At 71.7% G+C, this 25,672-nt stretch carries 21 protein-coding genes; 11 read left to right on the forward strand and 10 right to left on the reverse strand.

Annotated elements, in window-relative coordinates:
* Nucleotides 1-33: 33 nt before the first annotated feature.
* From pulA to yidD, 3 genes are all read right to left on the reverse strand, one after another.
* Nucleotides 34-5,670, reverse strand: a complete 5,637-nt coding sequence (pulA, locus tag ACGGCP_RS02135) for a pullulanase-type alpha-1,6-glucosidase (protein WP_392959797.1) — start codon at nt 5,668-5,670, stop codon at nt 34-36.
* Between the two features lie 148 nt (nt 5,671-5,818).
* On the reverse strand, nt 5,819-6,040 hold the full coding sequence (locus tag ACGGCP_RS02140; protein ID WP_392959799.1) for a hypothetical protein: 222 nt from the start codon (nt 6,038-6,040) through the stop codon (nt 5,819-5,821).
* 10 nt (nt 6,041-6,050) lie between these two features.
* Nucleotides 6,051-6,356 (reverse strand): membrane protein insertion efficiency factor YidD, encoded by a 306-nt coding sequence (gene yidD, locus ACGGCP_RS02145; RefSeq protein ID WP_392959801.1) that lies wholly within the window; start codon nt 6,354-6,356, stop codon nt 6,051-6,053.
* Between yidD and ACGGCP_RS02150 the strand changes: the two genes are divergently transcribed.
* Nucleotides 6,355-6,483: a hypothetical protein gene (locus ACGGCP_RS02150; protein ID WP_392959804.1), complete on the forward strand. Its 129-nt coding sequence runs from the start codon at nt 6,355-6,357 to the stop codon at nt 6,481-6,483. The two genes, yidD and ACGGCP_RS02150, sit on opposite strands and share 2 nt — an antisense overlap.
* Nucleotides 6,484-7,079: 596 nt before the next feature.
* Here ACGGCP_RS02150 and larE read toward each other — a convergent pair.
* The 4 genes from larE to mqnB form a co-directional block, all read right to left on the reverse strand.
* Nucleotides 7,080-7,991 (reverse strand): ATP-dependent sacrificial sulfur transferase LarE, encoded by a 912-nt coding sequence (gene larE, locus ACGGCP_RS02155; protein WP_392959807.1) that lies wholly within the window; start codon nt 7,989-7,991, stop codon nt 7,080-7,082.
* 169 nt (nt 7,992-8,160) lie between these two features.
* Nucleotides 8,161-8,559: a cold-shock protein gene (locus ACGGCP_RS02160; RefSeq protein ID WP_392959809.1), complete on the reverse strand. Its 399-nt coding sequence runs from the start codon at nt 8,557-8,559 to the stop codon at nt 8,161-8,163.
* A gap of 113 nt (nt 8,560-8,672) precedes the next feature.
* Nucleotides 8,673-9,491, reverse strand: coding sequence for a 1,4-dihydroxy-6-naphthoate synthase (locus ACGGCP_RS02165; protein WP_392960421.1), 819 nt, complete (start codon nt 9,489-9,491; stop codon nt 8,673-8,675).
* 59 nt (nt 9,492-9,550) lie between these two features.
* Nucleotides 9,551-10,165, reverse strand: coding sequence for a futalosine hydrolase (gene mqnB, locus ACGGCP_RS02170; RefSeq protein WP_392959812.1), 615 nt, complete (start codon nt 10,163-10,165; stop codon nt 9,551-9,553).
* 118 nt (nt 10,166-10,283) lie between these two features.
* Between mqnB and ACGGCP_RS02175 the strand changes: the two genes are divergently transcribed.
* Nucleotides 10,284-11,063, forward strand: a complete 780-nt coding sequence (locus ACGGCP_RS02175) for a DUF3027 domain-containing protein (protein ID WP_392959815.1) — start codon at nt 10,284-10,286, stop codon at nt 11,061-11,063.
* Here ACGGCP_RS02175 and ACGGCP_RS02180 read toward each other — a convergent pair.
* Nucleotides 11,060-11,374, reverse strand: a complete 315-nt coding sequence (locus ACGGCP_RS02180; RefSeq protein WP_392959817.1) for a DUF2530 domain-containing protein — start codon at nt 11,372-11,374, stop codon at nt 11,060-11,062. The genes ACGGCP_RS02175 and ACGGCP_RS02180 overlap by 4 nt on opposite strands.
* Nucleotides 11,375-11,594: 220 nt before the next feature.
* On the opposite strand from ACGGCP_RS02180, the gene sepH reads away from it, so the two are divergent.
* From sepH to dacB, 6 genes are all read left to right on the forward strand, one after another.
* On the forward strand, nt 11,595-12,617 hold the full coding sequence (sepH, locus tag ACGGCP_RS02185) for a septation protein SepH (RefSeq protein WP_392959818.1): 1,023 nt from the start codon (nt 11,595-11,597) through the stop codon (nt 12,615-12,617).
* Between the two features lie 252 nt (nt 12,618-12,869).
* Nucleotides 12,870-14,132 carry an MFS transporter gene (locus ACGGCP_RS02190; protein ID WP_392959820.1) on the forward strand — a complete coding sequence of 421 codons (1,263 nt, stop codon included), beginning with the start codon at nt 12,870-12,872 and terminating at the stop codon, nt 14,130-14,132.
* A 313-nt stretch (nt 14,133-14,445) separates the two neighbouring features.
* Nucleotides 14,446-15,099, forward strand: a complete 654-nt coding sequence (thpR, locus tag ACGGCP_RS02195) for an RNA 2',3'-cyclic phosphodiesterase (protein ID WP_392959822.1) — start codon at nt 14,446-14,448, stop codon at nt 15,097-15,099.
* Nucleotides 15,100-15,225: 126 nt separating this feature from the next.
* Nucleotides 15,226-17,145, forward strand: coding sequence for a PQQ-binding-like beta-propeller repeat protein (locus ACGGCP_RS02200; protein ID WP_392959825.1), 1,920 nt, complete (start codon nt 15,226-15,228; stop codon nt 17,143-17,145).
* Between the two features lie 219 nt (nt 17,146-17,364).
* Nucleotides 17,365-19,239 carry a glutamine--fructose-6-phosphate transaminase (isomerizing) gene (gene glmS, locus ACGGCP_RS02205; protein WP_392959827.1) on the forward strand — a complete coding sequence of 625 codons (1,875 nt, stop codon included), beginning with the start codon at nt 17,365-17,367 and terminating at the stop codon, nt 19,237-19,239.
* A gap of 146 nt (nt 19,240-19,385) precedes the next feature.
* Nucleotides 19,386-20,993, forward strand: coding sequence for a D-alanyl-D-alanine carboxypeptidase/D-alanyl-D-alanine-endopeptidase (gene dacB / locus ACGGCP_RS02210; protein ID WP_392959830.1), 1,608 nt, complete (start codon nt 19,386-19,388; stop codon nt 20,991-20,993).
* 56 nt (nt 20,994-21,049) lie between these two features.
* On the opposite strand, the gene ACGGCP_RS02215 is transcribed toward dacB, so the two are convergent.
* A complete protein-coding gene (locus tag ACGGCP_RS02215) occupies nt 21,050-22,213 on the reverse strand; it encodes a DUF418 domain-containing protein (protein WP_392959833.1) in 1,164 nt (387 codons plus the stop codon).
* Between the two features lie 80 nt (nt 22,214-22,293).
* Here ACGGCP_RS02215 and ACGGCP_RS02220 point away from each other — a divergent pair, with 80 nt between their 5' ends.
* The 3 genes from ACGGCP_RS02220 (at nt 22,294) to ACGGCP_RS02230 (ending at nt 24,855) form a co-directional block, all read left to right on the forward strand.
* Nucleotides 22,294-22,887 carry a TetR/AcrR family transcriptional regulator C-terminal ligand-binding domain-containing protein gene (locus ACGGCP_RS02220; protein ID WP_392959836.1) on the forward strand — a complete coding sequence of 198 codons (594 nt, stop codon included), beginning with the start codon at nt 22,294-22,296 and terminating at the stop codon, nt 22,885-22,887.
* A 91-nt stretch (nt 22,888-22,978) separates the two neighbouring features.
* Nucleotides 22,979-23,350, forward strand: coding sequence for a holo-ACP synthase (locus tag ACGGCP_RS02225; RefSeq protein ID WP_270115441.1), 372 nt, complete (start codon nt 22,979-22,981; stop codon nt 23,348-23,350).
* A gap of 29 nt (nt 23,351-23,379) precedes the next feature.
* Nucleotides 23,380-24,855 (forward strand): NAD(P)H-hydrate dehydratase, encoded by a 1,476-nt coding sequence (locus ACGGCP_RS02230; RefSeq protein ID WP_392959839.1) that lies wholly within the window; start codon nt 23,380-23,382, stop codon nt 24,853-24,855.
* 92 nt (nt 24,856-24,947) lie between these two features.
* Here ACGGCP_RS02230 and ACGGCP_RS02235 read toward each other — a convergent pair whose 3' ends face one another.
* Nucleotides 24,948-25,442, reverse strand: coding sequence for a cysteine dioxygenase (locus ACGGCP_RS02235; protein ID WP_392959841.1), 495 nt, complete (start codon nt 25,440-25,442; stop codon nt 24,948-24,950).
* Nucleotides 25,443-25,672: the final 230 nt, after the last annotated feature.

Consider the following 25,672-nt stretch of genomic DNA (forward strand, 5'->3'; position numbering starts at 1 on the left):
AGAGCGGTTTCGTTAGCGAATCGCTACATCGGCTCAGCTCGTGAACACCGCCACGGTCCGGCCGGGGACGTGGAACGTCCCCGTCGCGTCGTCGAAGGACGCGTCCGCGAACGCGGGGTCGGCGGAGTCCTGCAGCACCGGGTGGAGCGCCGAGCCGGACCCGGCCGCGTCGGCGACGGTCTGGGCGACCGCCTCCGGGCTCGCGTTGAACACGACGGTCACGGACGTGAACGCGTCGTCGAGCCCGTCGAGGTCGACGCGCATGGTGATGACGCCCGGCAGCTCCGCGCCGGTGCCCGAGAGCGGGAACGAGACCCGCTCGGCCACGGCCTCGGCGTCCCCGAGGTTGAACGCGCACGTCGACGCCGAGATCCGCAGCAGCTCCAGGTACCGCTGGTTCGCCAGCTCGATGTCCGCGCAGCTCGGCTGGTCCACCGCCGCGATCGCGTCCTCGGCGTACGGCCACTTGGCCTCCGAGGTCCACTGCGGCGGCAGCCCCGCCCCGAACCCGTTGCTGGAGGTCCCGAAGCCCTCGGCGCCCTCGCAGTTCCAGCGGATGGCGTTGAACCAGTCGCCGGAGTCGTACGAGTCGCGGTCGAGGGACTTCGACCTGAGCAGTTCCGAACCGGCCGTGGAGAACCCGGTGCCCTGGCTGAGCACCGCAGTCGCCATCGACAGGACCTGCATCTGCGCCCGCTCGGTCCCGCTCACGTCGGCGTCGAGCTTGTACGCCAGCGCGTCGAACAGGATCTCGTTGTCGTGGGCGTCCACATAGTTCACCGCTTCGCCCGGCTGGGCGGTGTATCCGGCGCCGGTCCCGTTGTAGTCCAGCTCCGCGCCCGTGGTCGATTCGCCGTCGGTCGCGGTGAACTCGTAGTCGGCGAGGTTGCCGACCAGGCCGAGCTTCGTCAGGTCCTGGGCGTGCAGCAGCGCCGCCAGCTCCTGATCGGTTGCGGTGCCGTCGTTGTCGTCGGTCCACGCGCCCGAGCCGAAGCCCTGCGTGGTCGGGTCGCCGTCGAAGGGGCCGCCGCCGCGGACGGCGTCGCGCATCCGGTCGTTGAACGTCCCGATCCCGGTGCCCGCCATGTTCACCTGCGTGGCCTGCTCGAACAGGGCGTCGTTCGCGACCTCCCCGAAGTTCCAGCCCTCGCCGTACAGGAGGATGTCCTCGTCCAGGGCGGCCTGGACCGCGAGGAGGTTCGACTTCGGGTGGTGGCCCATGAGGTCGAAGCGGAAGCCGTCGACGTGGTAGGCGTCCTGCCACAGCTCGGTCGACTCGACGATGAACTTGTCGAACATCGGCCGCTCGGTCGCGGTGTTCGCGCAGCACGTCGAGGTGTGGACCTCGCCGTCCGCGTCCAGGCGGTGGTAGTAGCCGGGCACGATCCGGTCGAGCACCGACTTGTCGGCGGTCCCCGACGCGGCCGTGTGGTTGTAGACGACGTCGTTCACCACGCGCAGGCCCATTTCGTGCATGGCCTGCACCATCTGCCGGTACTCCAGGATGCGCTGCGCCCCATCGGGGTCGGTCGCGTACGAGCCCTCCGGCGTGTTGAAGTGCAGCGGGTCGTAGCCCCAGTTGAACGCGTCCTCGGAGCGCACCGCCCCGACGCACGCCTGCTGCTCGGTCGAGTTCGCGGCCATCAGGTCCAGGTCGCAGTCCACTGCGGCCTGGTTCGTCTCGGGGATCGACGCGATGTCGAACGTCGGCAGCAGGTGCACATGCGTCAACCCGGCCTCGGCCAGCTCCGCCAGGTGCCGCACCGACGTCGAGTCCTCCTGCGTGAACGCCGCATAGGTGCCGCGCAGCTCCTCGTCCATCGACTCGTCGGCGATCGAGAAGTCCCTGACGTGCAGCTCCCACACCTGCGCCGCGGCCGGGTCGACCTCGGCGGGCGCGTCCTCCTTGTCCCAGCCCTCCGGTTCGAGGTCGGCCGCGTCGAGGTTCACGATCTGGCTGTGCGTCGAGTCCGCCGCCAGCGACAGCGAGTACGGGTCGGTCACCGAGTACGACTCCACCGCTTGCGAAGCGGGGTGCCACACCTCCAGCGCGAACCGGTAGTACTTGCGGTCCCAGTCCTTCGCGCCCTTCACCGACCACACGCCCGTGCGCTCAGAGAAGGACATCTCGTGCACTGCCGGCTCAGTGTCCTCGGGCGAGTCGAACAGCTCGAGCCGCACCGACTGCGCGGTGGGCGCCCACAACGAGAGCTGGGGCTTCTTGCCCTTCCACGTCACGCCCAGGTCGGCGTTGCGCGCGTCGTCGTAGACCGCGTCGATCGCGCCGGCGGTCTGCACGCCCGTCGCGTACCAGGCCGCGCCCGTGTGGTCGCGTTCGACCGCGACGAGCTGCCCGCGCAGGGCCTCCCGGATCGCGTCGCCGTCCGCGCCAACCTTGAACGCCCGGTAGCCCCAGTACTGCGGCCACGCCTGACGCTGGGCTTCGGTCAAGCCGCCCGCGGCGGTCAGCGGGATGGTCGTGAAGTTCCCGGTCAGCGACCCGTCCTGGGCCGTGATCGACCCGTCGGCGCTGGCGAGGAGCTCGAAGACCTTCCCGTCGGTGGCGTCGACGTCCATGGCGAGGGTGTCGCCGTCGAGCCAGACCGCCTGCTCCGCAGCGAGGTCGAGCTCCTGCGAACGGCCGTTGGAGGCCCCGGCCGGGCGGACGTAGCCCGGGGTCGCGGCGGTGATCCACACTTCCTGGCCGTACTCGGCGAAGTCGAGGCGCTGGTCCGTGGGGAGGTCCTTCTCGTCGCCGCGGTGGAGGATGTACGACAGCGCCTCAGCGCCGTCCGCAAGCGGCACTTCGTACACCGCGCCGTAGGCGTCGGTGCGCACGGGCTGGAGCCCGTTGTTCCAGTCGGTCGGGGCGGCCGCGCCCTCCCAGGTGTGGAGACTCCAGCCGTCGAGGTCCCCGTCGGGGCGCTGGTAGTGGATGACGGCCTTGCCGTCGGCGGCGGCCTGCGAGGCGTGCGCGCCGGAGGCGGTCACCCAGGTCTCGCCCATGGCGGCGGGCTTGAGGAGGATGTCGGAGCCGTACAGCTTCGTGTCTCCTGAGTGGACGATGATCCCCATGTCGGCGTTCACGTCGTCGACGGGCACGTGCCAGTACTTGCCCCATGCGTCGTGGCCGTCGGGCGCGCGGGGCGCGTCCCATTGCGTCGCAACGCCGTCGGCGAGGGCGTCGCCCCACAGGTGCAGGCCCCAGCCGGTCCCGTCGTCGGGTGCGTGCACGGTGACGTACCCGTTGGCCTCGGCCAGCGAGTACGCGACGTCGCCGGTACCGGCGCTGAGCCAGATCTCCGGCGTCGCGTTCGGGTCGAAGGTCCGGTCGGACGCGTAGTCCTTGTTCCCTTCGCCGTCGATGACCAGGTACCCCACGGACTTCGCGTCCTCGGCGAGCCGCAGCGAGGCGAACGACCCGTAGGAGTCGGTGCCCGCGAAGGCGTTCGACTCGGGCCAGGTCGTCTGCGAGGACTCGGCGATGTCGCCCCACGCGTACACGCCCCACTCGGAGGCGTCCCCGTCGTAGTGGACCTGGGCCCAGTCGAGGGACCCGCCGGCCTGGTCGGGCGTGGCCACGGTGGTGGTCGCGAGCGCGGAGGCCGTGCGGCCCTCGCGGTCGACGGCGACGGCCTTGAACTCGACGGACTTCCCGCCCGCGAGGCCGTCCAGGTCGTAGGCGATGCGGTGGTCCGGGCCGGGCGAGGTGCCCGCGTAGGTCCACTCGCCGCCGTCCACGGAGACGGCGAAGGCGACGCGCGCGAGCGGGTCGCCCGCGACCTCGGCCGAGACGTAGGCGGTGGTCGCCGACTCCTCGTCCACGGTGAGGCTGACCGAAGGCGCGTCCCCGCCGTCGACGGCGTCGTCGGCCTTGAAGACCACGGCCGACAGCGGCGGCACGGTGATCGAGGCGGTCCCGTCGGCGGCTTCGATCGCGCCGTCGCCGTACACCGGCGTGAACGTGTCGGAGTACGTCTCCACCGCGACGGTCTGCGCCTCGGTCGAGTTCGACACGGCCACAAGGTATTCCACGCCTTCGGCGTTCGCGATGCGCGAGAACGCGAAGACGCCGTCCCCGGTCGAGCGGGTCACCTGGGTGCCGGTGGCGAGCGCCGGGTGCGCCTCGCGCAGCTGCGAGAGCTCGGCGATGGCCTGGTAGATCGGGTGCGACGTGTCGTAGTTGTCGACGGCGTGGGTCGCGTCGGTGCCGATGAGGTCGTCGTCGAGGTACTCGTCGACCTGGGACGCGAACATGGTCTGGCGCGAGTAGTCGTCGCCGCCCGAGCCGGTGAAGCCCTGCTCGTCGCCGTAGTAGACGACGGGCTGGCCGCGGGTGAGGAACATGAGCTGCTGGGCGAGGATCGCCCGCGCGGTCCACGTCGACTCGTCCGCGGTCTCGGTGATCGTGCGGCCGACGCGGCCGATGTCGTGGTTCGACACGAACGTGGGGCTGGCGAGCGCGTCGGTCCCGTCCGTCGTGAACAGCGCGTCCGAGGCGTAGAGGTTCGCGAGGCCGTCGGCCCCGGCGGTGCCGGACGCGAAGCCGGTGGCCGCGCCGTGGAACCCGAAGTCGAGGACGGCGTCGAGGTCGCCCTGGCGCACGTACTCGCTCGTCACGTTCGGGTCGCCGGAGTAGACCTCGCCGAACGCGAAGAAGTCGATGCCCTTCGCGTCGGAGGCCTCGCGGATCCCTGCAAGAAATTGCGGCCAGAATTCAAGATTGACGTGCTTCACGGTGTCCATGCGGAAACCGTCGACGCCCGATTCGGCGATCCACTCCGAGTACACGTCGATCCAGCCGTCCACGACCTCGGGACGCTCGGTCCACAGGTCGTCGAGGCCGGAGAAGTCGCCGTACGTCGAGGACTCGCCGGTGTAGGTCGAGTCGCCCCGGTTGTGGTACATCGTCGGGTCGTTGAGCCACTCGGGCGACTTCAGCGACGCCTCGTCGTCCTCCAGCACCGGCGTGTAAGCCGACGAGGACCCGTCGACCTGCGGGAACTCGTCGGATTCGGCGTAGTTCGCGTCCTCGAAGGCCCGCCCGTCGGCATCCGTGTAGGGCGAGTCCTCCTTCTCCACGTACGTATTGGATCCTTCGGCGTACTCGACGGCGTCGGCCGTGTGGTTCACGACGATGTCCAGGTAGATCTCGATGCCGCGGTCGTGCGCGGCGTCGATGAGGCTCTGGAGCTGCGCGTCGTCGCCCAGGTGCGGGTCGACGGCGGTGAAGTCGGTGCCCCAGTAGCCGTGGTAGCCCGCGCCGGTCCAGTTGTCGGTGATCTGCACGGGCTGGTTGACGACGACGGGGGTCAGCCAGATCGCGGTCGTGCCGAGGCCCTCGATGTAGTCGAGCTGCTGCTCGACCCCGGCGAGGTCGCCGCCCTGGTAGAACATGCGCTTCGTGGGGTCGTAGCCCGTGGCGAGCGAGTCGCCTTCCAGGCCGCCGGTGTTGTTCGCGGCGTCGCCGTCGGCGAAGCGGTCGGTCATGACGAAGTAGAACTGCTCGGCCTCAGCGGCCGTGTCCTGTGCGAGGGACGCCAGTTGCGAATCGGTGGGCTCGTCGGTCCACGAGCCGCCGTCGCCGGGCGGTTGATCAGGGGTTTCGCAGGCGGTCAGTAGCAGGGCTGTGCCCAGCACTCCCGCCGCGATGCGGGCGGTACGCAACATTGCGCTTCTTCCTCCGGGGTTGAACGGGGGGACGGGGCGCGCGCCGCGACGTGCCGAGCGCACGACGAGACGCGCACCCCGTGTGCGCAAGAACATACCACCTATGAAATTTTCTTACAACGTCTTGGTAATCCGTTGCTGTCCGGCACTAGTGCCGCTCGTCCTCCAGGACGCGCGTCTCCACCGGCCCGGTGTTCTCGTAGTAGACGGTGCCCGCGGGCAGCGGGAACGAGGAGGTGCCGAACGGCGACGACGCACCGATGTGGCCGGAGGTGAACTCACCGACCTCCAGGTGCCCGGGCTTGACGGCGCGGCTGCGGGTCTTGGCCGGCAGGTCGGACGGACGGCCGGCGATGTTCGAGTCACTCATGCGCTGGATCTTAACGGTCGCCGCTTCGACCGGGCACCGGATCATGCGTGCCGGGAGTCACCCCCGGACGGCACCGCAGCACCCGCCCCAGCGCGAGCCGCCCGCCCGTCCACAGGCCGTACCGCGACACCGCCCGGTACCCGAAACCCGAGCAGCTCGGCGTGAACCGGCACTCCACCTGCACGCGCGGTGACAGCCACCGCCGGTACACCGCTATCAACCGGAGCCCGAACCGCCGCGGCCCGGGCCGGTGCCGCGCCCGCGCGGCCTCCAACTGCTCCGGCGTCAACCGCCCGAAACCCAAGAGCCCCGCCATGAGCGCATGGTACGGCCCCGGATCGGTCGCCCCGCCGCACGCGGCCGCGCACGGATTGCACGGACCGCCGGGACCGCAGGACGCGCCCAGCGGCGCGCCGCAACCGGCCGAGCAGCCCGGCTGGTAGGCGCTGGCGCAGCCCGACACATCCACAGGACCGTTCTACACGCCGCGCCGCCCGCACGCCGCCCGCCCGAGGGAACCGCGATGCGGCAGAGGCGGAAGTGAAGGAAGATCGCCCGGCCGAATGTCGATTGGGGATGATTGCGGGCCATGCGCCACATAAGACGGCGCACTGCCCGTTATGAGGTGAACACCCCTATATCAGGGAATTGCCAGGGACGGTTCAGGCCGCGCTCAGCCTCATGGCCCACGGTGGGGGCCTCGGGGAATGAGGGGTTCCCGAGGGGTTATGGACCCGGTGAGGCGGATCTTCGGACTCATCCTCCACTGACGATCGCCGCTGGCCCGTCTCACCGGGCACTCTCCACCCGGCTCGCCACTCCGAGCATTCCTCTCGAACCGCCTGCTGTCACACCCGCATGTCAGGGTTGTCGACGGGGGGCCCATCGTGCGGAACATATCCGGAATATCCTGATAAGCCCGCCCAGTGAAGCCCGCCCAACGGCGCCACCCGAGATCCGGTCCTGCTCAGGCGAACCCAGCCCGATCGCCGCCCGCGGCACCGGTCGCTGCCCTGTCGCACCGCTCAGCGAAGCCCGCTCAGCGATACCGCTCGGGGTTCGGCAGGAGCTCGTTCATCGCCCCGGACCGGAAGCCCTGCTCGTCGAGCCGCACCTCCGCGAAGCCCTCGACCGCCGCGAGCACCTCGGGCCGCTCGGCCACGGCCGCCACCAGTTCGGCGTCGATCTCGACCTTCGCTGCGTCGCCGCCCATGTCCCGCACCCGCAGGTTCCGCACGGGGATCATCGCCTCGGCGAGCGCGTGCCGCAGCGCCTGCTCGGCGTCGGCGACGCGTTCGAGCCCGCCCGCGGTCACCTCGACCCCGTACGCGATGCGGCTCGCGAGGCACGCCGCCGCGGGCTTGTCCCAAGTGGGCAGCCCCCACGCGAGCGAGGCCTCGCGGATCTCGGACTTGCTGAGCCCCGCGTCCGCGAGCGGCGTGATCGCGCCCGCGTCCGCGGCGGCGCGGATGCCGGGCCGGAACCCGGCGCGGAGGTCGTCGGCGTTGGTGCCGGTCGCGACGAACGCGATGCCGCGCTCGGCCGCGAGCGGCCCGACGACGCTCATCAGCTCGGTCTTGCAGAAGAAGCAGCGGTCCCCGGCGTTGGCGCGGTAGCCCTCGCGCGAGAGCTCGTCGGTGACCGGGGCGTGGTGCGCGACGCCGAGCCCGGCCGCGAACTCGCGGGCGCGCTCGAGCTCGACGCGCGGCAGTGAAGGCGAGACGGCGGTCGCGGCCTCGACCCGCTCCGGGCCGAGCGCCCGCACTGCGGCCGCGAGCAGGAACGCCGAGTCGGCGCCGCCCGAGAACGCCACCATGAGCGACGGCAGCGACGCGAGCCGTTCGAGCAGCGCCTCGACCGGGGCGGAAGGCGCGCCGTCGGGAGTGGCGGCCGCGTCGGCGCGGGTGTGCACATCGGTCGTCTGGGGAGTCGCCTGAGCCTGGGAGGTCACCTCACAGAGACTATCCCGCCGTTCGCGGTCGACCGTTTTCTCCCGATATTCCGGAAATGTTCCGCACGATGGGCCCCCCGTCAACAACCCTGACATCGGGGTACGACACGAAGCGGTCGCGAAGGAACCTCGTGCCGGTATCGGCTAAAGGAACCTCGTGCGGTGTCGGCTATTCGAGGTCGCTGGCGACGGCCCGGAGCATCTCGGCGATCTTGGCGCCGGTCTTGCGGTCCGGGCGGCGTCCGCGCGAGAGCGGCGGCATGATCTGCTGCTCGAGGACGCCGATCATGTCCTGCAGCAGGCTGTTGAGCTCCTCGGGCGAGCGCTTCGGCGTCTCGGCCGCCGGGGCCGCGCCGGCCTGCGGGGCCGCCACGACGTGCAAGCCCATCGCCTGGACCCCGCGGCGCGTGTCGATGATGCTGTACTCGACCTTGGTGCCCTTGGCGAGTTCTTCGACGCCCTCGGGCAGCGCGTCGCGGTGCACGAACACGTCCTTCCCGCCGTCGTCGCGGGAGACGAATCCGAATCCCTTCTCGGTGTCGAACCATTTCACTCGACCACTGGGCACCGCTGAACCTCGAACTTCTCGTCTCGCAGGGAACTGATGAGTCCGTCAAGCCTAGCCTGGCACGAACCGGACGGCATGGACGCTCGGGTGACCGGACGGCTACGCAGGTCGCGCTACGGGACCGCGATGCGCAGCTTCGGCACCAGCCCCAGCTCGGCCGCGCCGCCCAGGAGCCGCTCGACCGCCATGCGGCCCTCGGACCCGAGGTCCCGCGAGAACTCGTTCACGTACAGGTCGATGTGCATGCGGCACACCGCTTCCGACATCTCCTGCGCGTGCTCGGCCACATAGGCGCGGCTCGCCTCCGGGTGTGCCCACGCGTGGTCGAGCGAGGCGCGGATCGCGTCGGTGACCGCGTCGGTGTCGAGATGGGACTTCGCGACGATCGCGCCGAGCGGGATCGGGCAGCCGGTGCTCCCCTCCCACCATTCGCCGAGGTCGACCAGCGACTCGAGCCCGTACTCGCGGTAGGTGAACCGGGCCTCGTGGATGACGAGCCCGGCGTCGAACCGGCCGCCCTGCACCGCGGGCATGATCTGGTCGAACGGCACGACCTCCCACGCCACCTCGGGCGAGCCGAGGTCGCGCAGCCACAGGTTGAACAGCATGAACGCGGTGCTGCGGTCCGAGGGCACGGCCACGCGCTTCCCCGCCAGGTCGCCGACCTCCGTGCCGCCGCCGGTGAGGACGAGCGGCCCGCACCCGCGCCCGAGCGCGCCGCCCGCGGGCAGCAGCCGCCACTCGTCGCCGAGGTACGGCAGGGCCGCGTACGAGACCTTCGCGACGTCGAACTCGCCTCGCGCGCAAGCGGTGTTGGTGACGTCGATGTCGGCGAACGTCAGCCGCGTCGCCGGGGCGCCGTCGATGAGGCCGGAGGTCCACGCGTGGTAGATGAACGTGTCGTTCGGGCACGGCGAGTGCGCCAGGTGCAGCGCGCCGGCCGGGTCGCGGTCGGAGGCGAGGTCGAACGGGGTGCCCAGTGCCGCCATGCCTACAGCTCCCTGATCCCGGTCGTGAGCGTCTTCAACGCGGAGGCCCAGTCCCAGTGCTCGACGTCGCGGTCGCCGATGTAGTTGGAGACGGCGCGGATCTCCGCGAACGGCAGCCCGGCCTGCTGTGCGGCCGTGGCGACCCCGAAGCCCTCCATGGCCTCCCCGATCGCGTCCGGGTAGCGGTGCGCGAGGTTCGCGGCGAGCCCGTCGGAGCCGGTGATCGAGGCGAGCGTGAGGATCTCGCCGCGCACGCCCTCGACGGCGACGGTGAGGACCGTGTTGCACCCGATCCGGTTGGTGCCGAAGCCGATCTCGTCGATCGGCTGGAACCGCCACGGGAGCGCGACGCCGAGCTCGGCGGCGACCGAGTCGGTGGCGATGAGGAGGTCCCCGATCCGGGCCTTGCCGCGGAACGCGCCGCAGATGCCCGCGTTCACGACGACGTCGTAGGCGCGGCCCATGTGGCTGTTCTCGGCGATGGTCCGGGCGGTGGCGGCCGCGGCCGCGGCCGGTCCGACGCCGCAGACCAGGACGTCCAGCTCGTGGCGGAGTGAGCGCCCGGCCTCGACGGCCTGGGCTTCCTCGGCGACCGCGCACACGACGAGTATTCGCATGGCCTCAAAGCTACCGGGCCGATCCCTCGGGTCTCGGCCGCGGAGTGTGGTGTATTCCGCTTCCCACCCGGCGCACCGTCCGCCGGGTGCGGGCCCGAGCTGACCTATGCTTGAAAGCGTGCCTGACACCTCTACCGCCGCCGCCAAGACCCGCAGCCGCAAACCGCGCCTGGACCGGGTCCTCGCCGACGCCCTCGACCTCGCCCGCGAGGCCGCCGAGGAAGCGGGCGACGGGATCGGCGAGCACCTGAGCGTCGAGGCCGAGACCGAGCGGGTCGTCACCCACTACTTCGAGTGCACCCTGCCCGGCTACCGCGGCTGGCGCTGGGCCGTCGTGCTCACCCGCGCGCCGCGCGCCCGCGTGGCGACCGTCTCCGAGTCGGCGCTCCTGCCCGGGCCGGACGCGCTCCGCTCGCCCGCGTGGGTCCCGTGGGCCGACCGCCTCCAGGGCGGCGAGGTCGGCACCGGCGAAGTCCTCCCGACCGAGGACGACGACGACCGCCTCATGCCCGCCTACCAGCTCTCCGACGACGACGCCGTCGAGGACATCGCCTTCGAGCTCGGCCTGGGCCGCGAACGCGTGATGAACCGCGAGGGCCGCGCCGAGACCGCGCAGCGCTGGTACGACGGCGACCGAGGCCCGCACGCCCCGATCGCCGAGGCCGCCCCGGCCCCTGCGCGGTGCGGCACCTGCGGTTTCTTCATGCCGCTGGCCGGATCGATGCGCCTGGTCTTCGGCGCGTGCGCGAACCTGTACTCGTCGGAGGACGCCCGCGTCGTCTCCGCCGACCACGGCTGCGGCGCCCACTCCCAGATCAGCGAGTTCGTCGACACGACCCCGCAGGGCGTCGAGAAGTCCGAGGTCGTCTACGACGACGAAGGCTCCGAGCTCCTCTAAGGCTTCCGGAAGTGCCGCTTGTCGGCGAACGCCATCCCGGCGGTGCCGAGGAGGCCGATGACGACGCCCGCGAGGGCGCAGGCCCCCCACCACTCGCGGCCGGAGTCGGCCAGTTCGTCGCGGAAGATCTGCGTCAGCACCAGCGCGACCGCCCACAGTAGAGTGCCGATCGCGGCGATGGGCGCCATGCGCATCTTCACCGCTTCGGGCGCCGGCAGGTCCGGGGTCCGCTTGACGCGCTGGTACGCCTCGCGAGGGGACGCCGACGAGCCGGGCGAGGCCGGTGGCTGGGAAGTTCCGTCGGTGGGCACGCTGCCAATGTACGCTGCGTCAGTGCCTGCGACAATCGGTCACGCTGACATGAAAGGCCGTCGCGTCGACGCGGGCGGGCACGGACGCCGCGGGATTCCCTGGAGCGAAGGCGATCCGTTATCGGCACCCCGCCGGTTGTGGTCCGCCGGTAGGGTTGGGCGTACGCTCGGATGAGCTGGCGAAGCGGCGCTGACACACGAACGCGAGGGGTGGAAAGGCATGAGGCCGGTACGGTTCGTAGCCCTCTCAGAGGACGGTCATGCGCTGGTGCTCGCCGACGAACTCGGGAGGCTGCTCGCGCTGCCGATCGACGAGCGTGTCGCGGCCGTGGTCGACGTCCCCGAGGACGGCAAGGCCCTCCGGGCCAAAGTAGAGGGTCCGCCGAGCAGGCCCGAGTCCTCCCGCCGCCCGGTGCCGCAGCGCCCCGCCGCCGTCAGCCTCTCCCCCCGCGACATCCAGACCCGCATCCGCGCCGGTGAGAGCGCCGAGGACATCGCCGCGTCCGCGCAGGTCGCGGTCGACCGGGTCCTGCGCTACGCCGGTCCGGTGCTCCAGGAGCGCGCGATGCTCGCCCAGGCCGCCCGCCGTTCGCGGCTGGCGACCTCGGAGCGCGGCGAGCGCATGTCCAATGTGGTCGACGTCAAGCTCGGGACGCACGGGGTGGACCCCGAGGCCGTCTCGTGGGACGCCTGGCGCACCGAGGACGGCTCGTGGCTCGTGCAGGCCTCGTGGTCGTCGGGCAAGACGACCGCGCGTGCGCGCTGGAAGCTCGACCGGGCCCGCCAGACGGTGACGCCGGACGACGAGATGGCCCAGTTCCTCTCGACGCCGCTGCCACAGCAGGTGCCCGGCCACCAGGACGCGGTCTCGGAGCTCGGGGTGCGCCCCGGCGACCCGGTGCGGCCTTCGCGCGACCCGATGCACGGGCTGCGCGACCGCGACGACGACGCCTCGCACCCGGACCCGCTGCGGCGCGACCGCCTGCGCGAGGTGCTGGAGCGCCCGCTCGACGACATGCCGGGCCGCGGGAAGCGGACCTCGCAGCTGGGCCTGCCGGGCACGTCCGCGCCGGAGCAGCGCGAGACGCCGGAGGTGCCCTCGCTCGCGGTGCTGCGCCCGGGCAAGCGCTCGGCGGCCGAGGACGACATGAACACGCCGCCCCTCGCCGCCGCGGGCTCCAAGCCCCGCAACCAGCTCCCGGGCTGGGACGACGTCCTGTTCGGCTCCGCCGACAAGAAGTAGGGCGGCTCCGCCGACAAGCCCGAATACGAGGAAGGCCCGCATTCTGTTCGAGTGCGGGCCTTTGTCGTACCCGTATGGGACCCTGTCCTTTTTCACTGGTAGTGGTGAAGGTGGGACTGGGCGGGTACCCGGGGCCTCCCGTATAGGCGGGAGCGGCCTCCGGCCCGCCTGTTTTCTCGTCGTGCCCGGGATTGCGAGAAGTCGGTCACGGTTACTGGCTAGCCGACCGGTAAGTAGATATCCTTGCATGCGATGTCCCCGGTGATCCTCAGTCAGCTGCAGCGCACCTTCCGCGCGCTCGCCTACCCCGGCTTCCGCGTCTACGCCGCCGGGCAGCTGCTCGGCACCCTCGCCTTCTGGCTCCAGACCACCGCCGTCAGCTGGCTCGTCCTCGAACTCTCCGGCAACTCCGGCACCGCCCTCGGCTGGACCCTCGCCCTCCAGTTCGGCCCCTACCTCCTCTTCGCCCTCCAAGGCGGCAAGATCGCCGACAGCTTCGACAAGCGCCGCGTCCTCCTCCTGTGCTCCCTCGGCTCCGCCGCCGTCACCGCCGGACTCGCCGCCGTCGTCCTCACCGGGCACATCGAACTGTGGATGGTCTACGTCGGCATGTTCGCCTTCGGCTCCGTCGCCGTCGTCGAAGGCCCCGCCCGCCAGGCCTTCTACTCCGAACTCGTCGACCGCGAAGCCCTCCCCAACGCCGTCGGCCTCGGCTCCGCCATCTTCAACATGAGCCGCATCGCCGGGCCCGCCCTCGCCGGCGTCCTCATCGCGCTCACCTCCACCGGGACGGTCATCGTCCTGTGCGCCTTCGCGTTCCTCGGCCCCGCCCTGTCCTGCGCGGTCCTGCTGCGCCGCAGCCTCTCCAACCCGGTACGCCGCGACGCCGCCGCCGGAGGCATCCGCGACGCCCTCCGCTACACCGCCGCCCGCCCCGACATCATCGCGGTCCTCATCGTCTCGCTCCTCGTCTCCGGCTTCACGTTCAACTTCGCGCTCACCCTCTCGATGCTCGCCCGCACCGAGTTCAACACCGGCGCCGACTCCTACGGCCTGCTCCTCACCGCCCTCGCCGTCGGCGCGCTCGCCGGGTCCCTCGCCTCCGGGCGCCGCTCGACCCGCCCGAGCCTGAACACGATGCTCGCCTCCTCGGCGCTCCTGGGCGTCGGCACGCTCCTCGTCGGCTTCGCGCCCTCGATCTGGTCGGCCATGGCGCTCCTCGCCCCCACCGGCTTCGCGATGGTCTACTACGCCCAGGCCGCCAACCAGCGCGTCCAGATGGGCGTCCGCGCCGACTTCCGCGGCCGCGTCCTGAGCCTCTACATGCTGGTCTTCCTCGGCTCCACCGCAGTCTTCGCGCCGATCGTCGGCTTCTTCATGGAGGTCTACGGGGCCCGCGCGGGGTTGTGGCTCGGCGGTATCGTCGGCATCGTGACCCCTGCCGCGCTGGCCCTCGCCAAGCGCGCCCAGCTGAAGCGCCGCGCGGCCGTCCTCACCGGCAAAGCGATGCCATAGTCGGCCCCCGACTTTTCATTCACTGTTGTCCGGTGATTCCCACTCCATGAACGCAAGGCGGGCCGCCGTCCCCGTGAATCGTCCGAGTGCTCCCGCCGTACCCGGAACCTCCTGCGCCTCCGCTGCATCAGGCGTCAACAGGAGTGTTACTCCGACGAAATTACTGTCCCGTCCCGTGGGATTTCACTGAATTAAGTGTTGGCGTTGCTGCGAGGATAGGTCACATCGTGACAGCCCCGACCACGCCGCGTCGACACACCTCTCGCCGCAGCGCGTGTCACTGACCCCGAGTAGAGCCCCTGGAGGGAATCCAGTGAGTGCCTCCGCCACCGCGGTCCCGCAGGCCGCGACCCAAGTGCGCACCGAGCGCCTCTTCGCCGCGCTCCCGCTGCCGGACAACGCCGTCGCCGACCTCGCCGAGGTCGTCGCGGACCTGAACATCGCCCGTCGCGGCGCGCCCAGCCGCCCCGGCGCGACCGGCCGCACCTCGTCGCGGCTCGTCCGCTCCGAGAACTGGCACCTGACCCTCTCCTTCCTCGGCGAGGTCCCCGCAGAACGCTGCGCCGAGACCGCCGAGGTCATCGCCGCCGCCGCGCGCGAGTCCGCGCCGATGCGGCTGTGCGTCTCCGGCGGCGGCCGGTTCGGGCGCGGCCGCTACTCCGTGGTCTACGCCGGGCTCGACGGCGACGTCGCCGCGCTCGTGGACCTCGTGCACCGCATCCGCGCCGGGCTCCTCGCGGGGGGCCTGCCGGTGGACCAGAAGCAGTACCGCCCGCACGTGACCCTCGCCCGTCCCGGCGACCGCGTCACGAACCAGCAGGCCGCGCAGGACCTGTTGACCCTGCGCCGCTACTACGGTCCGAGCTGGACGGCGAACGAGGTCGTGCTGTACCGCTCCGACTTCGGCAAGGGCCAGGTCGGCGCGCAGCCGCTCTACACGCCGGTCGCCTCCGCGCCGCTCGGCTGAACCCCGCGGGCCGGTCGCTGCCGCCCGGTGACACCGGGGCCCCGGCGTTCGGGCGCAAGGGAGAAACCGCCTCGCGATCTGCGCGAAAGCACCGCTCTGGGCAACGGTGACCGGTAGAAAGAGGGCATGTCCCACAGCGCCACCGGCACCGGCCGTTCCAGCACGCCGTCAGCGAGCGGCGAACCGACCCGGTTCGGGCGTCCGCTCGCGCGGGTCTTCTTGCGCGCGGCCGGGATCACGGCCCTGGTGTGCTGGGCGGTGCTCCTCGTCTGGGCGTCGTTCGGCACCGGTGCGAGCTCGGGCTCCTCCGGTGTCTACATGATCATCGGCACGGTGGGGTCGGTCCTGCTCGTCGCCGTCGTCATCGCCACGGCCGCCACCCACGCGGGCCTGCGCACGATCATCGCGGCCCTCTTCACGGCGGTCTTCGCGGCCGGAGCCGGGTGGGCCGTCTACTCGTCGATGCCCGAAGCCGGGCCGGGCCAGTTCATCACGCACCGCGCGGGCGTCGCGGCGCTCGCGTACGTGTTCGGCGTCGTCGGCGGCGGGCTCCTGGCGCTCTCGGAGTTCGTGGTCGAGGGCTACTCGGGCGGGCGCGTGCCCGCCCCGAAGCAGTTGCGCCGCAAGATGGGCGTGCTCGCGGCCGCGATCATCGTCATGATCGCGGCGGCGCTCGCGCCCGCGATGCAGCGCTGGGCCGAACTCGCGAACCAGGACGTGCTCGTCGGAGACGCGGCCGCCACCGGCAGCGTCACCGACCCCGGGCTCGACAGCCTCGCCGACCTCGCGGGCGTCGGCCGCTTCACCGACACCCCGTACGGGCTCCTGCGCACCGACCACCCGGCCGATCCGACCCCGCAGGCGGTGACGATGCTCGACCCGGCGACGGGCGCGGCCGTCTGGTACCACCGCCGCTGGAACTGGCTGGCCTCGCAGTCGCCGGTCCTGTCGCAGGCGCAGGACCTGGTGGCGCTCACCGGGCCGCGCGCGGACAACAACGGCGACTTCCAGACCCGCGTGCTCAACGCCCGCGACGGCGGGGAGGTCGCGACCGCCGACTTCGACGGCTCGCCCGGCGTCCTGCTCGCGCTCGCCCAGGACCGGCTGCTGTTCACGAAGGACAAGAGCGAGTCCTTCTCCGTCTACGACTTCGGCGGCGGCCTCGTGTGGGAGGCCGCGATGCCCGACGGCTGCGAGGGCACCGCCGCGCAGCTCGCGGGCGGGCGCGCGCTCGTGCTCGCCGACTGCGTGCCCGCGCCGGACCGGTCCGTGGCGCGCGACATCGTGATGGCCTTCGACCTTGAAGCCGGCACGCCCGCGTGGCAGCAGGAGATCAGCATCAGCGCCCAGGTCGTCCCCGAGTCCTTCCTGGTCACCGAGGACGCGATCGTCCTCGACAGCCGGGTCGAGCACCGCGTGACCGACGGGCCGTTCTCCGCGCGCAGCTTCGAGCACCAGCTCATCTCCTACGGGATCGCCGACGGCGTCGAGCGCTGGCGGGTCGACGACCAGCGGTTCGGTTCGACGAACTCGTCGGCGTGCGGCGGGACCCTGCACCTGTCGCAGCCGACGGCCGCGGCGGCCTCGGGGGTCGCGGCGGGCGGGGAGTCGAAGGCGCAGGCCCCGGCGGCCGAGCGGCGCAGCGTGCAGATCATCGAGTGCTACACCGCGAAGGACAGGGAGGGCTCCTGGCTGGGGGTCATGGCGTACGACGTGGACTCGGGGGACCGCTTGTACCGCAAGGCGGTGCGGCTGGGCTTCACGCCGCTGGACCCGGAGGTCGCGCGCGGCTGGGGGACGGTGCTGCCGGACAACCGGGCGGTGCTCGCGGCCGACCTGTCGCTGGACCCGACCCGGCCCGAGTGCCGCCTGTACGAGATCGCGAACGGCACGGCCGCCGAGGTCCCGTTCGCGGAGGAGACCGCCGACGGCGAGCCGATCCCGGCGAACTGGTGCCACGACGCGCAGCTCAGCCCGGTCGGCACCGGCGCGGCGGTGAGCTTCGTGGACGAGGACGGGACCCGCGGCATCGCCGTCGTCGAATAGCGCTGCGGAGTAGCGCTGTCGAGTAGCGCCGCGCAGGAGCGCGTCGGGCAGGGCCGCCGAGTAGCGCCTAGGCGCGTTCGCGAGTGCCGCTCATGCTGCGCAAACGCGCGGTGAAGCGGTGGTGAACGGGCCGCGAACGCCGGGAACGATCAAACGGTGTGATCAGTTCTAGGTCATCCGCGCAGGAGTGATGCGCGAAACTGCGGTAGGGTTCTTCGCATGTGTGGAATCGTTGGATACGTCGGGGCGCGCAGCGTCGTCGACGTCGTGATCGACGGCCTGCGCCGTCTCGAGTACCGCGGCTACGACTCGGCGGGCGTCGCCCTCGTCTACGCCCCCGAAGGCGCCGACCCGTACCTGGAGTTCGACAAGAAGGCCGGGAAGCTCGCCAATCTCGAGGCGGTCCTCGCCGAGCAGGACCGCGAGCTGGAGGCCGCGTGCGGCATCGGGCACACCCGCTGGGCCACGCACGGCGTCCCCTCCGACCGCAACGCCCACCCCCACCTCTCCGCGGACGGGCGCATCGCGCTCATCCACAACGGCATCATCGAGAACTTCGGGCAGCTGCGCGCCGAGCTCGAGGCCGCGGGCATCGAGTTCCAGTCCGACACCGACTCCGAGACCGCCGCGCACCTCCTCGCCCGCGAGTACGCCGTCGACGGGAACCTCACCGAGGCCATGACCCGCGTCTGCGCGCGCCTCGAAGGCGCGTTCACGCTCCTGGCCGTGGCCGCCGACGACCCCGACACCGTGGTCGGCGCCCGCCGCAACTCCCCGCTCGTGGTCGGCCTCGGCGACGGCGAGTACTTCATGGCCTCCGACGTCGCGGCGTTCATCGCCTACACGACCGAGGCGATCGAGCTGGGCCAGGACCAGATCGTCACCATCAACCGCAAGGACGGCATCACCGTGCGCGGCTTCGACGGGCTGCCGTCCGAAGGCAAGCCGTTCTCCGTGGACTGGGACATCGCCGCCGCCGAGAAGGGCGGCTACGACACGTTCATGGCCAAGGAGATCCACGAGCAGCCGCAGGCGGTCGCCGACACGCTGCGCGGGCGCATCGACGAGACCGGCCAGATCGTCCTCGACGAGGTCCGCATGTCCGACCAGGACTTCCGCGACATCGACAAGGTCTTCATCGTCGCGTGCGGCACCTCGTACCACGCCGGGCTCGTCACCAAGTACGCCATCGAGCACTGGACGCGCATCCCCTGCGAGGTCGAGCTCGCCAGCGAGTTCCGCTACCGCGACCCCGTCCTCGACCGCTCCACGCTGGTCGTCGTCATCTCGCAGTCGGGCGAGACCATGGACACGCTCATGGCGCTGCGCCACGCGAAGGACCAGAAGGCCCGCGTCCTCGCCATCTCCAACACCGTCGGGTCGACGATCCCGCGCGAGTCCGACGCCGTGCTCTACACGCGCGCCGGGATCGAGGTCGCGGTCGCGTCCACGAAGGCGTTCCTGACCCAGCTCGCCGCCTGCTACCTGGTGGGCCTGCACCTCGCGCAGGTGCGCGGCATCAAGTACGCCGACGAGGTCTCCGCGATCCTCGACGAGCTCGTGGCCTCGCCCGGGAAGATCGCGAAGGTCATCGAGCACCTCGAGCCGGTGCGCGAGATGGCCCGCGAGTCGGCCGCCGCCGGGAAGGACCGCGTCCTGTTCATCGGCCGCCACGTCGGCTACCCGGTCGCCCTCGAAGGCGCGCTGAAGCTCAAGGAGCTCGCGTACCTGCACGCGGAGGGCTTCGCGGCGGGCGAGCTCAAGCACGGCCCGATCTCGCTCATCGAGGACGGCACGCCCGTCGTCGCGATCGTGCCGAGCCCGCGCGGCCGCTCCCTGCTGCACGACAAGATGATCTCCAACATCCAGGAGGTCAAGGCGCGCGGCGCGAAGGTCATCGCGATCTGCGAGGAGGGCGACGCGATCACCGCCTCGCACGCGGACTTCGTGATCGAGACGCCCGCGACGCCCACCCTGCTCGCCCCGCTGCTCACCACGGTCCCGCTGCAGGAGTACGCGATCGAGCTCGCCACCGCGCTCGGCCGCGACATCGACCAGCCGCGCAACCTCGCCAAGTCCGTGACGGTGGAGTAAGACTGCTGCTGTGACGGCGTGCGCGGAGCTCCGCGCACGCCGTCCGCGTCTCCGTGACGATCCGGTCGCGCTGCGTCCCAACGAGATTCGCCACAGGGCCCCCGTATCGGGCATCGTTACGCGATTGACGCGCATAGACTCGCGTCGTGAGAAAACGCACCCTGATCTCGAGCGCCGTGGCCGTCACCGCCGCGGGCGCCATCACCATCGCGGGCACCGTCGTCGCCCAAGCGCAGGAGACCGGAGACGAGGCGCTCGCCGCCGCGATCGACGCGATCCTCACCGACAAGCGCCTCACCGACTCGCAGATCGGCGTCACCGTCGCAGACGCGAACACCGGCGAGGTCCTGTACGAGCGCGGCGGCGCCAAGCGCGCCATCCCCGGCTCCAACGACAAGCTCACCACCACCGCCGCCGCCCTGGAACAGCTCGGCGGCGACTTCACCTACAGCACCGAGGTCGCGGGCGACCGCCCCGCGGACGGCGTCGTCGCGGGCGACCTGTACCTGCGCGGCTTCGGCGACCCGACGATCCTCGAAGCCGACTACGACCGGATGGCCGAGGACCTCGCCGCCCAAGGCGTGTCCACGATCGACGGCGACCTCGTCGCCGACGACACCGCGTTCGACGCGGTCCGCTCCGGCACCGAATGGGGCTGGGCCGACCTCCAGTACACGTACGCCGCAGAGGTCTCCGCGCTCACCGTCGCCTCCGGGAACGACTACAACGCCGGGTCCGTGCGCGTGTTCGTCAAACCCGGCGCGGCCGCGGGCGACCCCGCCCAGATCAGCATGGCCCCCGCGAACGACTACGTCGAGATCGTCAACAACGCCACGACCGGCACCGCCACGAGCGTCGTCGTCGACCGCGACCCGCACGACAACGTGATCCGCATCAGCGGCACCGTGAAAGCGGGCACCACCGGCACCTACGCGACCCGCTCGGTCATCGAGCCGACGCAGCTCGCCGCCGACGTCTTCGCCGACTCCCTCGCCGAAGCGGGCATCACCCTCAACGGCGACCTCCGCTTCGGCGAGGCGACCCCGCAGGGCCTGGAGACCCTCGCGTCCCACCAGTCGATGACGCTCACCGAGCTCACGGGCGTGGTCCTCAAGCCCTCCAACGCCTCCGTCGCCGAAGCCCTGTTCAAGACCCTCGGCTACGAGGCGACCGGCAAGGGCACCTTCGCCAGCGGCAAGGCCGCCACCTACGCCGGGATCGAGCCGTACGGCGTCGACACCGGCCCCATCCGCCAGGTCGACGGCTCCGGCATCTCGCGCCACAACATGATGACATCGAACATGCTCACCGACCTCCTCGTCGGCGCCAAGAAGGCCGACTGGTTCGGCACCTGGTACGACTCGCTGCCGATCGCCTGCCAGGACGGCACCCTCGCGAGCCGCATGTGCGGCACCCCCGCCGCCGCGAACGTGCGCGCCAAGACCGGCTCGATGACCAGCGTCTCGGCCCTCTCCGGGTACGTCACCGACGCCGACGGCCGCGAACTGGTCTTCGGCATCGTCGTCAACGACTTCCTGTGGTCCACGGTCAAGGACATCGAGGACAAGATCGCCGTGGCCGTCGCCTCGCACAGCACCGCGACGACCGAGGCCGAGATCAGCACCTTCTCCTCCGAGGTCGACACGCCCGACTTCGCCGAACTCGAAGCAGAGGCCGAGGAGGCCGCGTTCCCGGCCGAGGGCGAGATGCCCGCGAGCCTCGAATGCACCTGGTACGAACCCGCAATCTGCTAGACCCGCTTGCACGACAGGGGCCCGGACGCGGTCGCGTCCGGGCCCCTGTGCCGTCTTCAGGCGCGGCCGTAGGTGAGCCGCCGCAGCAGCACCTCGAACGGGCCGCGCAGCCCGGCCCGCGCCATCCACGCCGCGAGGACCACCGTCGCGGCCCAGACGAGGACGGCGACCCCGGACGCGGCCGCGTCCCCCAGTCTCGCCCCGAGGTTCCCGAACACCGGCGTGAACAGTGCCGTGAACGCGACCGACTGCAGCAGATAGCAGGTGAGCGAGCGCTGGCCGGTCGCGGCGAGCGCGTCCGCGACCGGTCCGCGCGCCCTTCCCCGGCGGGCGGCGAGGGCGACGAGGGCCGCGTAGCCGAGTCCGGAGGCGATCCCGGTGACGCTGTGGAGGGCGTACAGGCCGATCCCTACAGCCCCTTCGGGATGCAGGAGCCGCGTGTCGGCAAGCATGAGCGGGACGCCGCCCGCGACGCCGATCGCGATGCCCCACAACGCGGTCCGGCGCAGCAGCGGCAGGTGGCGGCCGGGCTCGTCGAGGACGCGGCGGCGGGCCGCCCAGACGCCGAGCGCGAAGGCGGGCAGGACGCTGACGACGTAGAAACTGGCCGTGAGGGCCGACCAGACGGCCAGGCGCATCGCGGCGGCCTCGAGCGGGTCGGCGACGAGCGTCGGCGACGAGTTCGCGTGGCCCGCGGCCTCGGCGGACGCGCCGAGGGCGGCCACGACGAGGACGTGCGCGGCGGCGGCGATCCACGCGGTGCGCACGAGCGTCCGGTCCCGGCTCCACAGCAGACCCGCGAACACGAGGCCGATGAGGCCGTAGGCGGCCAGGATGTCGCCGAAGAACAGGAGCAGTGCGTGCGCGGCGCCGAACGCGAGGAGCCAGGCGCTGCGGCGGCGGACGAGCCGCTTCACCTGGGGCGCAGGGACGCCCGCGGCGAGGCGGCGGCCCGCGAGCAGCGCGAGGCCGTAGCCGAAGAGCGCGGCGAACATCGGCAGGGCCCGGCCGTCGACGAGGAGGACCTGCGCCCCGGCGACGGTGCGGTCGAGGACGGTGCCGTCGACCGCGTAGCCGCGCCAGCCGGTCGTCTCGTGGGCGAGGAACATGTGGGCGTGCGCGAGCGCGATGAGCAGGAGCATGAGGCCCCTGGCCAGATCGGGTGCGGGGGAGCGTTCGCGCAGCGGCGTGCTCATAATGGCGGGCGGGGAGAGGGTCATCTCGCCTCCAGATTTTTAGGTACACAACTGTATCTAAAAATTGAAGATACACGACTGTAGCTAACGATCGGGGGCGGTCCGTGGCCGAAGGACAGACGCGCAGACGCGGCAAGGCGCTCCTCGACGCCATCTACACCGCCGCCGTCGAAGAGGCCGCCGAAGCCGGACCCGGCCGACTCACCATGGACGCCATAGCCAAACGCGCCGCCACCCCCCGCTCCACCCTCTACCGCCGCTGGTCCGACCCCGTCGACCTCCTCCTCGACGCCCTCGCCGAACTCCATCCCCTCGAACAGCCCGACCCCGGCGCCGACGACCTCCGCGGCGACCTCCTCGCCGCCCTCCGCCTCATGTGCGACTGGGCCTTCAGCCCCGCCGGACGCGCCGTCATGGCCATCGTCGCCGACCCCCGCCGCGACCCCGCCGCCGTCGAAGCCCTCTTCACCCGCGTCTTCGACGCCCGCGGCGGCACCTTCACCCAGACCGTCCTGCGCCACTACGCCGCACAAGGCCGCATCGACCCCGCCCGCCTCACCCCCGTCGTCCTCGACATCGGCGAAGCCCTCGTCACCAAGCGCATGATGGACACCGGCGCCGACCCCGGCGACGACTACCTCGAGGCCATCGTGGACCAGGCGATCCTCCCCGCCGTCGGCCTCGACCCCGCCCCTTGAGACCCCAAGCGGGGACCCGCAAGGCGTCACCCGGTGCGGTGAACCTTCAGATGCGGGGGCGGTACGCCCGATCCCGTGGCACTCTTGGGGGGTGATCGTCGCCGTGGGCATAGACGTAGTGGCAGTGGACCGGTTCGAGCGCGTGCTCGAACGGACCCCCCATGTCGCCGAGAAGCTCTTCACCGAGGCCGAACGCCGCACCCCCGACGGGCACGCCCGCCGCACCGAGTCCCTCGCCGCCCGCTTCGCCGCCAAAGAAGCCGTGGCCAAAGCACTCGGCGCCCCCGGCGGCATGCACTGGGCCGACTGCCAAGTCCTCTCCCTCCCCGACGGCCGCCCCACATTGACCATCACCGGAACGGTGGCGGCAGCGGCCGAGCAGCGTGGCGTCTCACGCTGGCACGTGTCGCTGTCGCATGATGGCGGTATCGCTACAGCGGTGGTGATCGCCGAAACGGCATGACGGCCCCAGCGGGCCTGAGAGGGAACACCATGGACGGTGCCTGGTCAGCAGCGGCAGTACGCCGCGCCGAAGCCCAGCTGATGGCCCAGCTCCCGCCGGGCACCCTCATGCAGCGCGCCGCCGCCGGACTCGCCGTCGAATGCGCACGAATCTTGAAGCGGCGCAACACCACCCGTACCGGCGGCAGAGGCGTCTACGGCGCCACCGTCATCGTCCTCGCCGGACCCGGCGACAACGGCGGCGACGCCCTCTTCGCCGCGGCCCGCCTCGCCCGCCGCGGCGCCCGCGTCTTCGCCGTCCCCGTCATGGGCGAACGCGTCCACCCGGTCGCCGCCGCCGCGCTCACCAGGGCCGGAGGCCGACTCGTCGCCCGCCCGCCCCGCCACTGCGACCTCCTCCTCGACGGCGTCCTCGGCATCGGCGGCCGACCCGGCCTCCCCGGACGCGCCATCGACGCCCTCGCCGCCATCGACGCCGACACCGTCGTCGCCGTCGACGTCCCCTCCGGAGTGGACGTCGACACCGGCGCCGTCCCCGCCAGCGCCGTCACCGCCGACGTCACCGTCGCCTTCGGCTCCCGCAAGCCCTGCCACGTGCTCGGCCGCGCCGCCCTCCTCGTCGGCCGCCTCGTCCTGGTCGACATCGGACTCGGCCCCTACCTCGACCCGCACCCGGCCGTGCGCGTCGCGGGCGACGGCGACCTCGCCGCCTGGTGGCACGAGCCGGGCCCCGACGACGACAAGTACACGCGCGGCGTCGTCGGCGTCGCCGCGGGCTCCGAGCAGTACCCGGGCGCGGCCGTCCTCGCCTCCTCCGGCGCGCTCGCGGGACCGGCCGGGTACGTGCGCTACGCCGGGACCGCCGCCGAGCACGTCCGCCGCCGCCACCCCGAGGTGGTGTGCACGCAGGAGGTCAAGGAGGCCGGACGCGTCCAGGCCTGGCTCGCCGGGCCCGGTTTCGGGACCGACGAGGCGGCGCTCGCGGAGCTGCGCCACGTGCTCGAATCGCCTGCGCCCGTGGTGCTCGACGCGGACGCGCTGACGCTCATCGGCGAGTACCCGTCGGTCTTGTCGCAGCGGGAGGCGCCGGTGGTGCTCACGCCGCACGACCGCGAGTACGAGCGGCTCTACGGTTCGCCGCCGAGCGAGGACCGGGGCGCGGCCGCGGCAGCTTTGGCGAAGCGGTTGAACTGCACGGTGCTGTTGAAGGGGCACCACACGGTCGTCGCTTCGAGCGACGGCGAGGTGTGGGCGAACCCGACGGGCCGCCCGCAGCTGGCGACGGCCGGTTCGGGCGATGTGCTCGCGGGTTTCGTGGCCTCGCTGCTCGCCTCGGGCATGTCGGGCGTGAAGGCCGCGGTCGCCGCCGCCTACCTGCACGGTCGGGCGGGCGGCATCGCCGGTGCGGGACACCGCACGGTGACCGCCTCAGACGTGGCGAAGGCCTTGCCGCAGGCGGTGGGCGAGACCCTGTCGGCGGCCGACACGCCCGGGCGCCGCGGCTGACCGGAAACGGTGTCGTACCCATGGGTCAGGGTTGATGCCGGGGGCCCATCAATGCCCGATTTGCCCGGGACCCTCCGTTCACGTTCGGCCCGTTACCAGTCCTCGCCCGCGCGCATGATCTTCGACGGCGCGAGGCCGGTCTCGTCGAGCAGGTAGGTCCGCATCGCCTCGAGCCCGGGCGAGTACACGTGGAGGCTCACCGCGGGGGCGTCGGACAGGTTGCGCATGCCGTGGACCGTCCGGTCGTCGACGACCGAGACGTCGCCCGTGCCGAGCCGCTCGCGGCGCAGGCCGGGGAAGTCGCCCGGCTGCACGGTGAACTCGGTGAGCTCGCCGGAGACGACGGCGACCGCGGCCGCCGCGGGGCGGGTGACGCCGCCGTGGTCGTGGAGGTCGGTGCCCTGTCCGGGCAGCCAGGCGAGGAGCCACGCTTCGTGGCCGGGTCCGGCGAGCACGCGGCGCGCCCACCGGCTGCCTTTCGTGAAGCGCGGGTTGAGGTGGAGGTTCGCGGCGTAGAACGCGGCGAGCGCCTCGAGCCGCTCGGTGTCGAGGGCGGCGGGCGGCAGCAGCAGCAGGCTGGAGCTCATTCGAGTGCTGGAGTTCATCCGAAGACGTGGCTTTCGATGTGTCGGAACGGTTGTCGGCGGGGAAGCGCCGAGCGGCACGCGGCGGCTCAGCGCTGGTGACAGCGGCGACAGGGACACATCGGGGAGGTCATGCGGTCAATGGTACACATTCCCAGGCAACTCACAGGAGCGACACACCATCGGTGGAATGCTCGTTACGCTGCGAATTTGTCACTCCCGGGGGCTACCCG

It is taken from the genome of Glycomyces sp. NPDC048151, from assembly GCF_043202775.1.
Lineage (GTDB): Bacteria > Actinomycetota > Actinomycetes > Mycobacteriales > Micromonosporaceae > Glycomyces.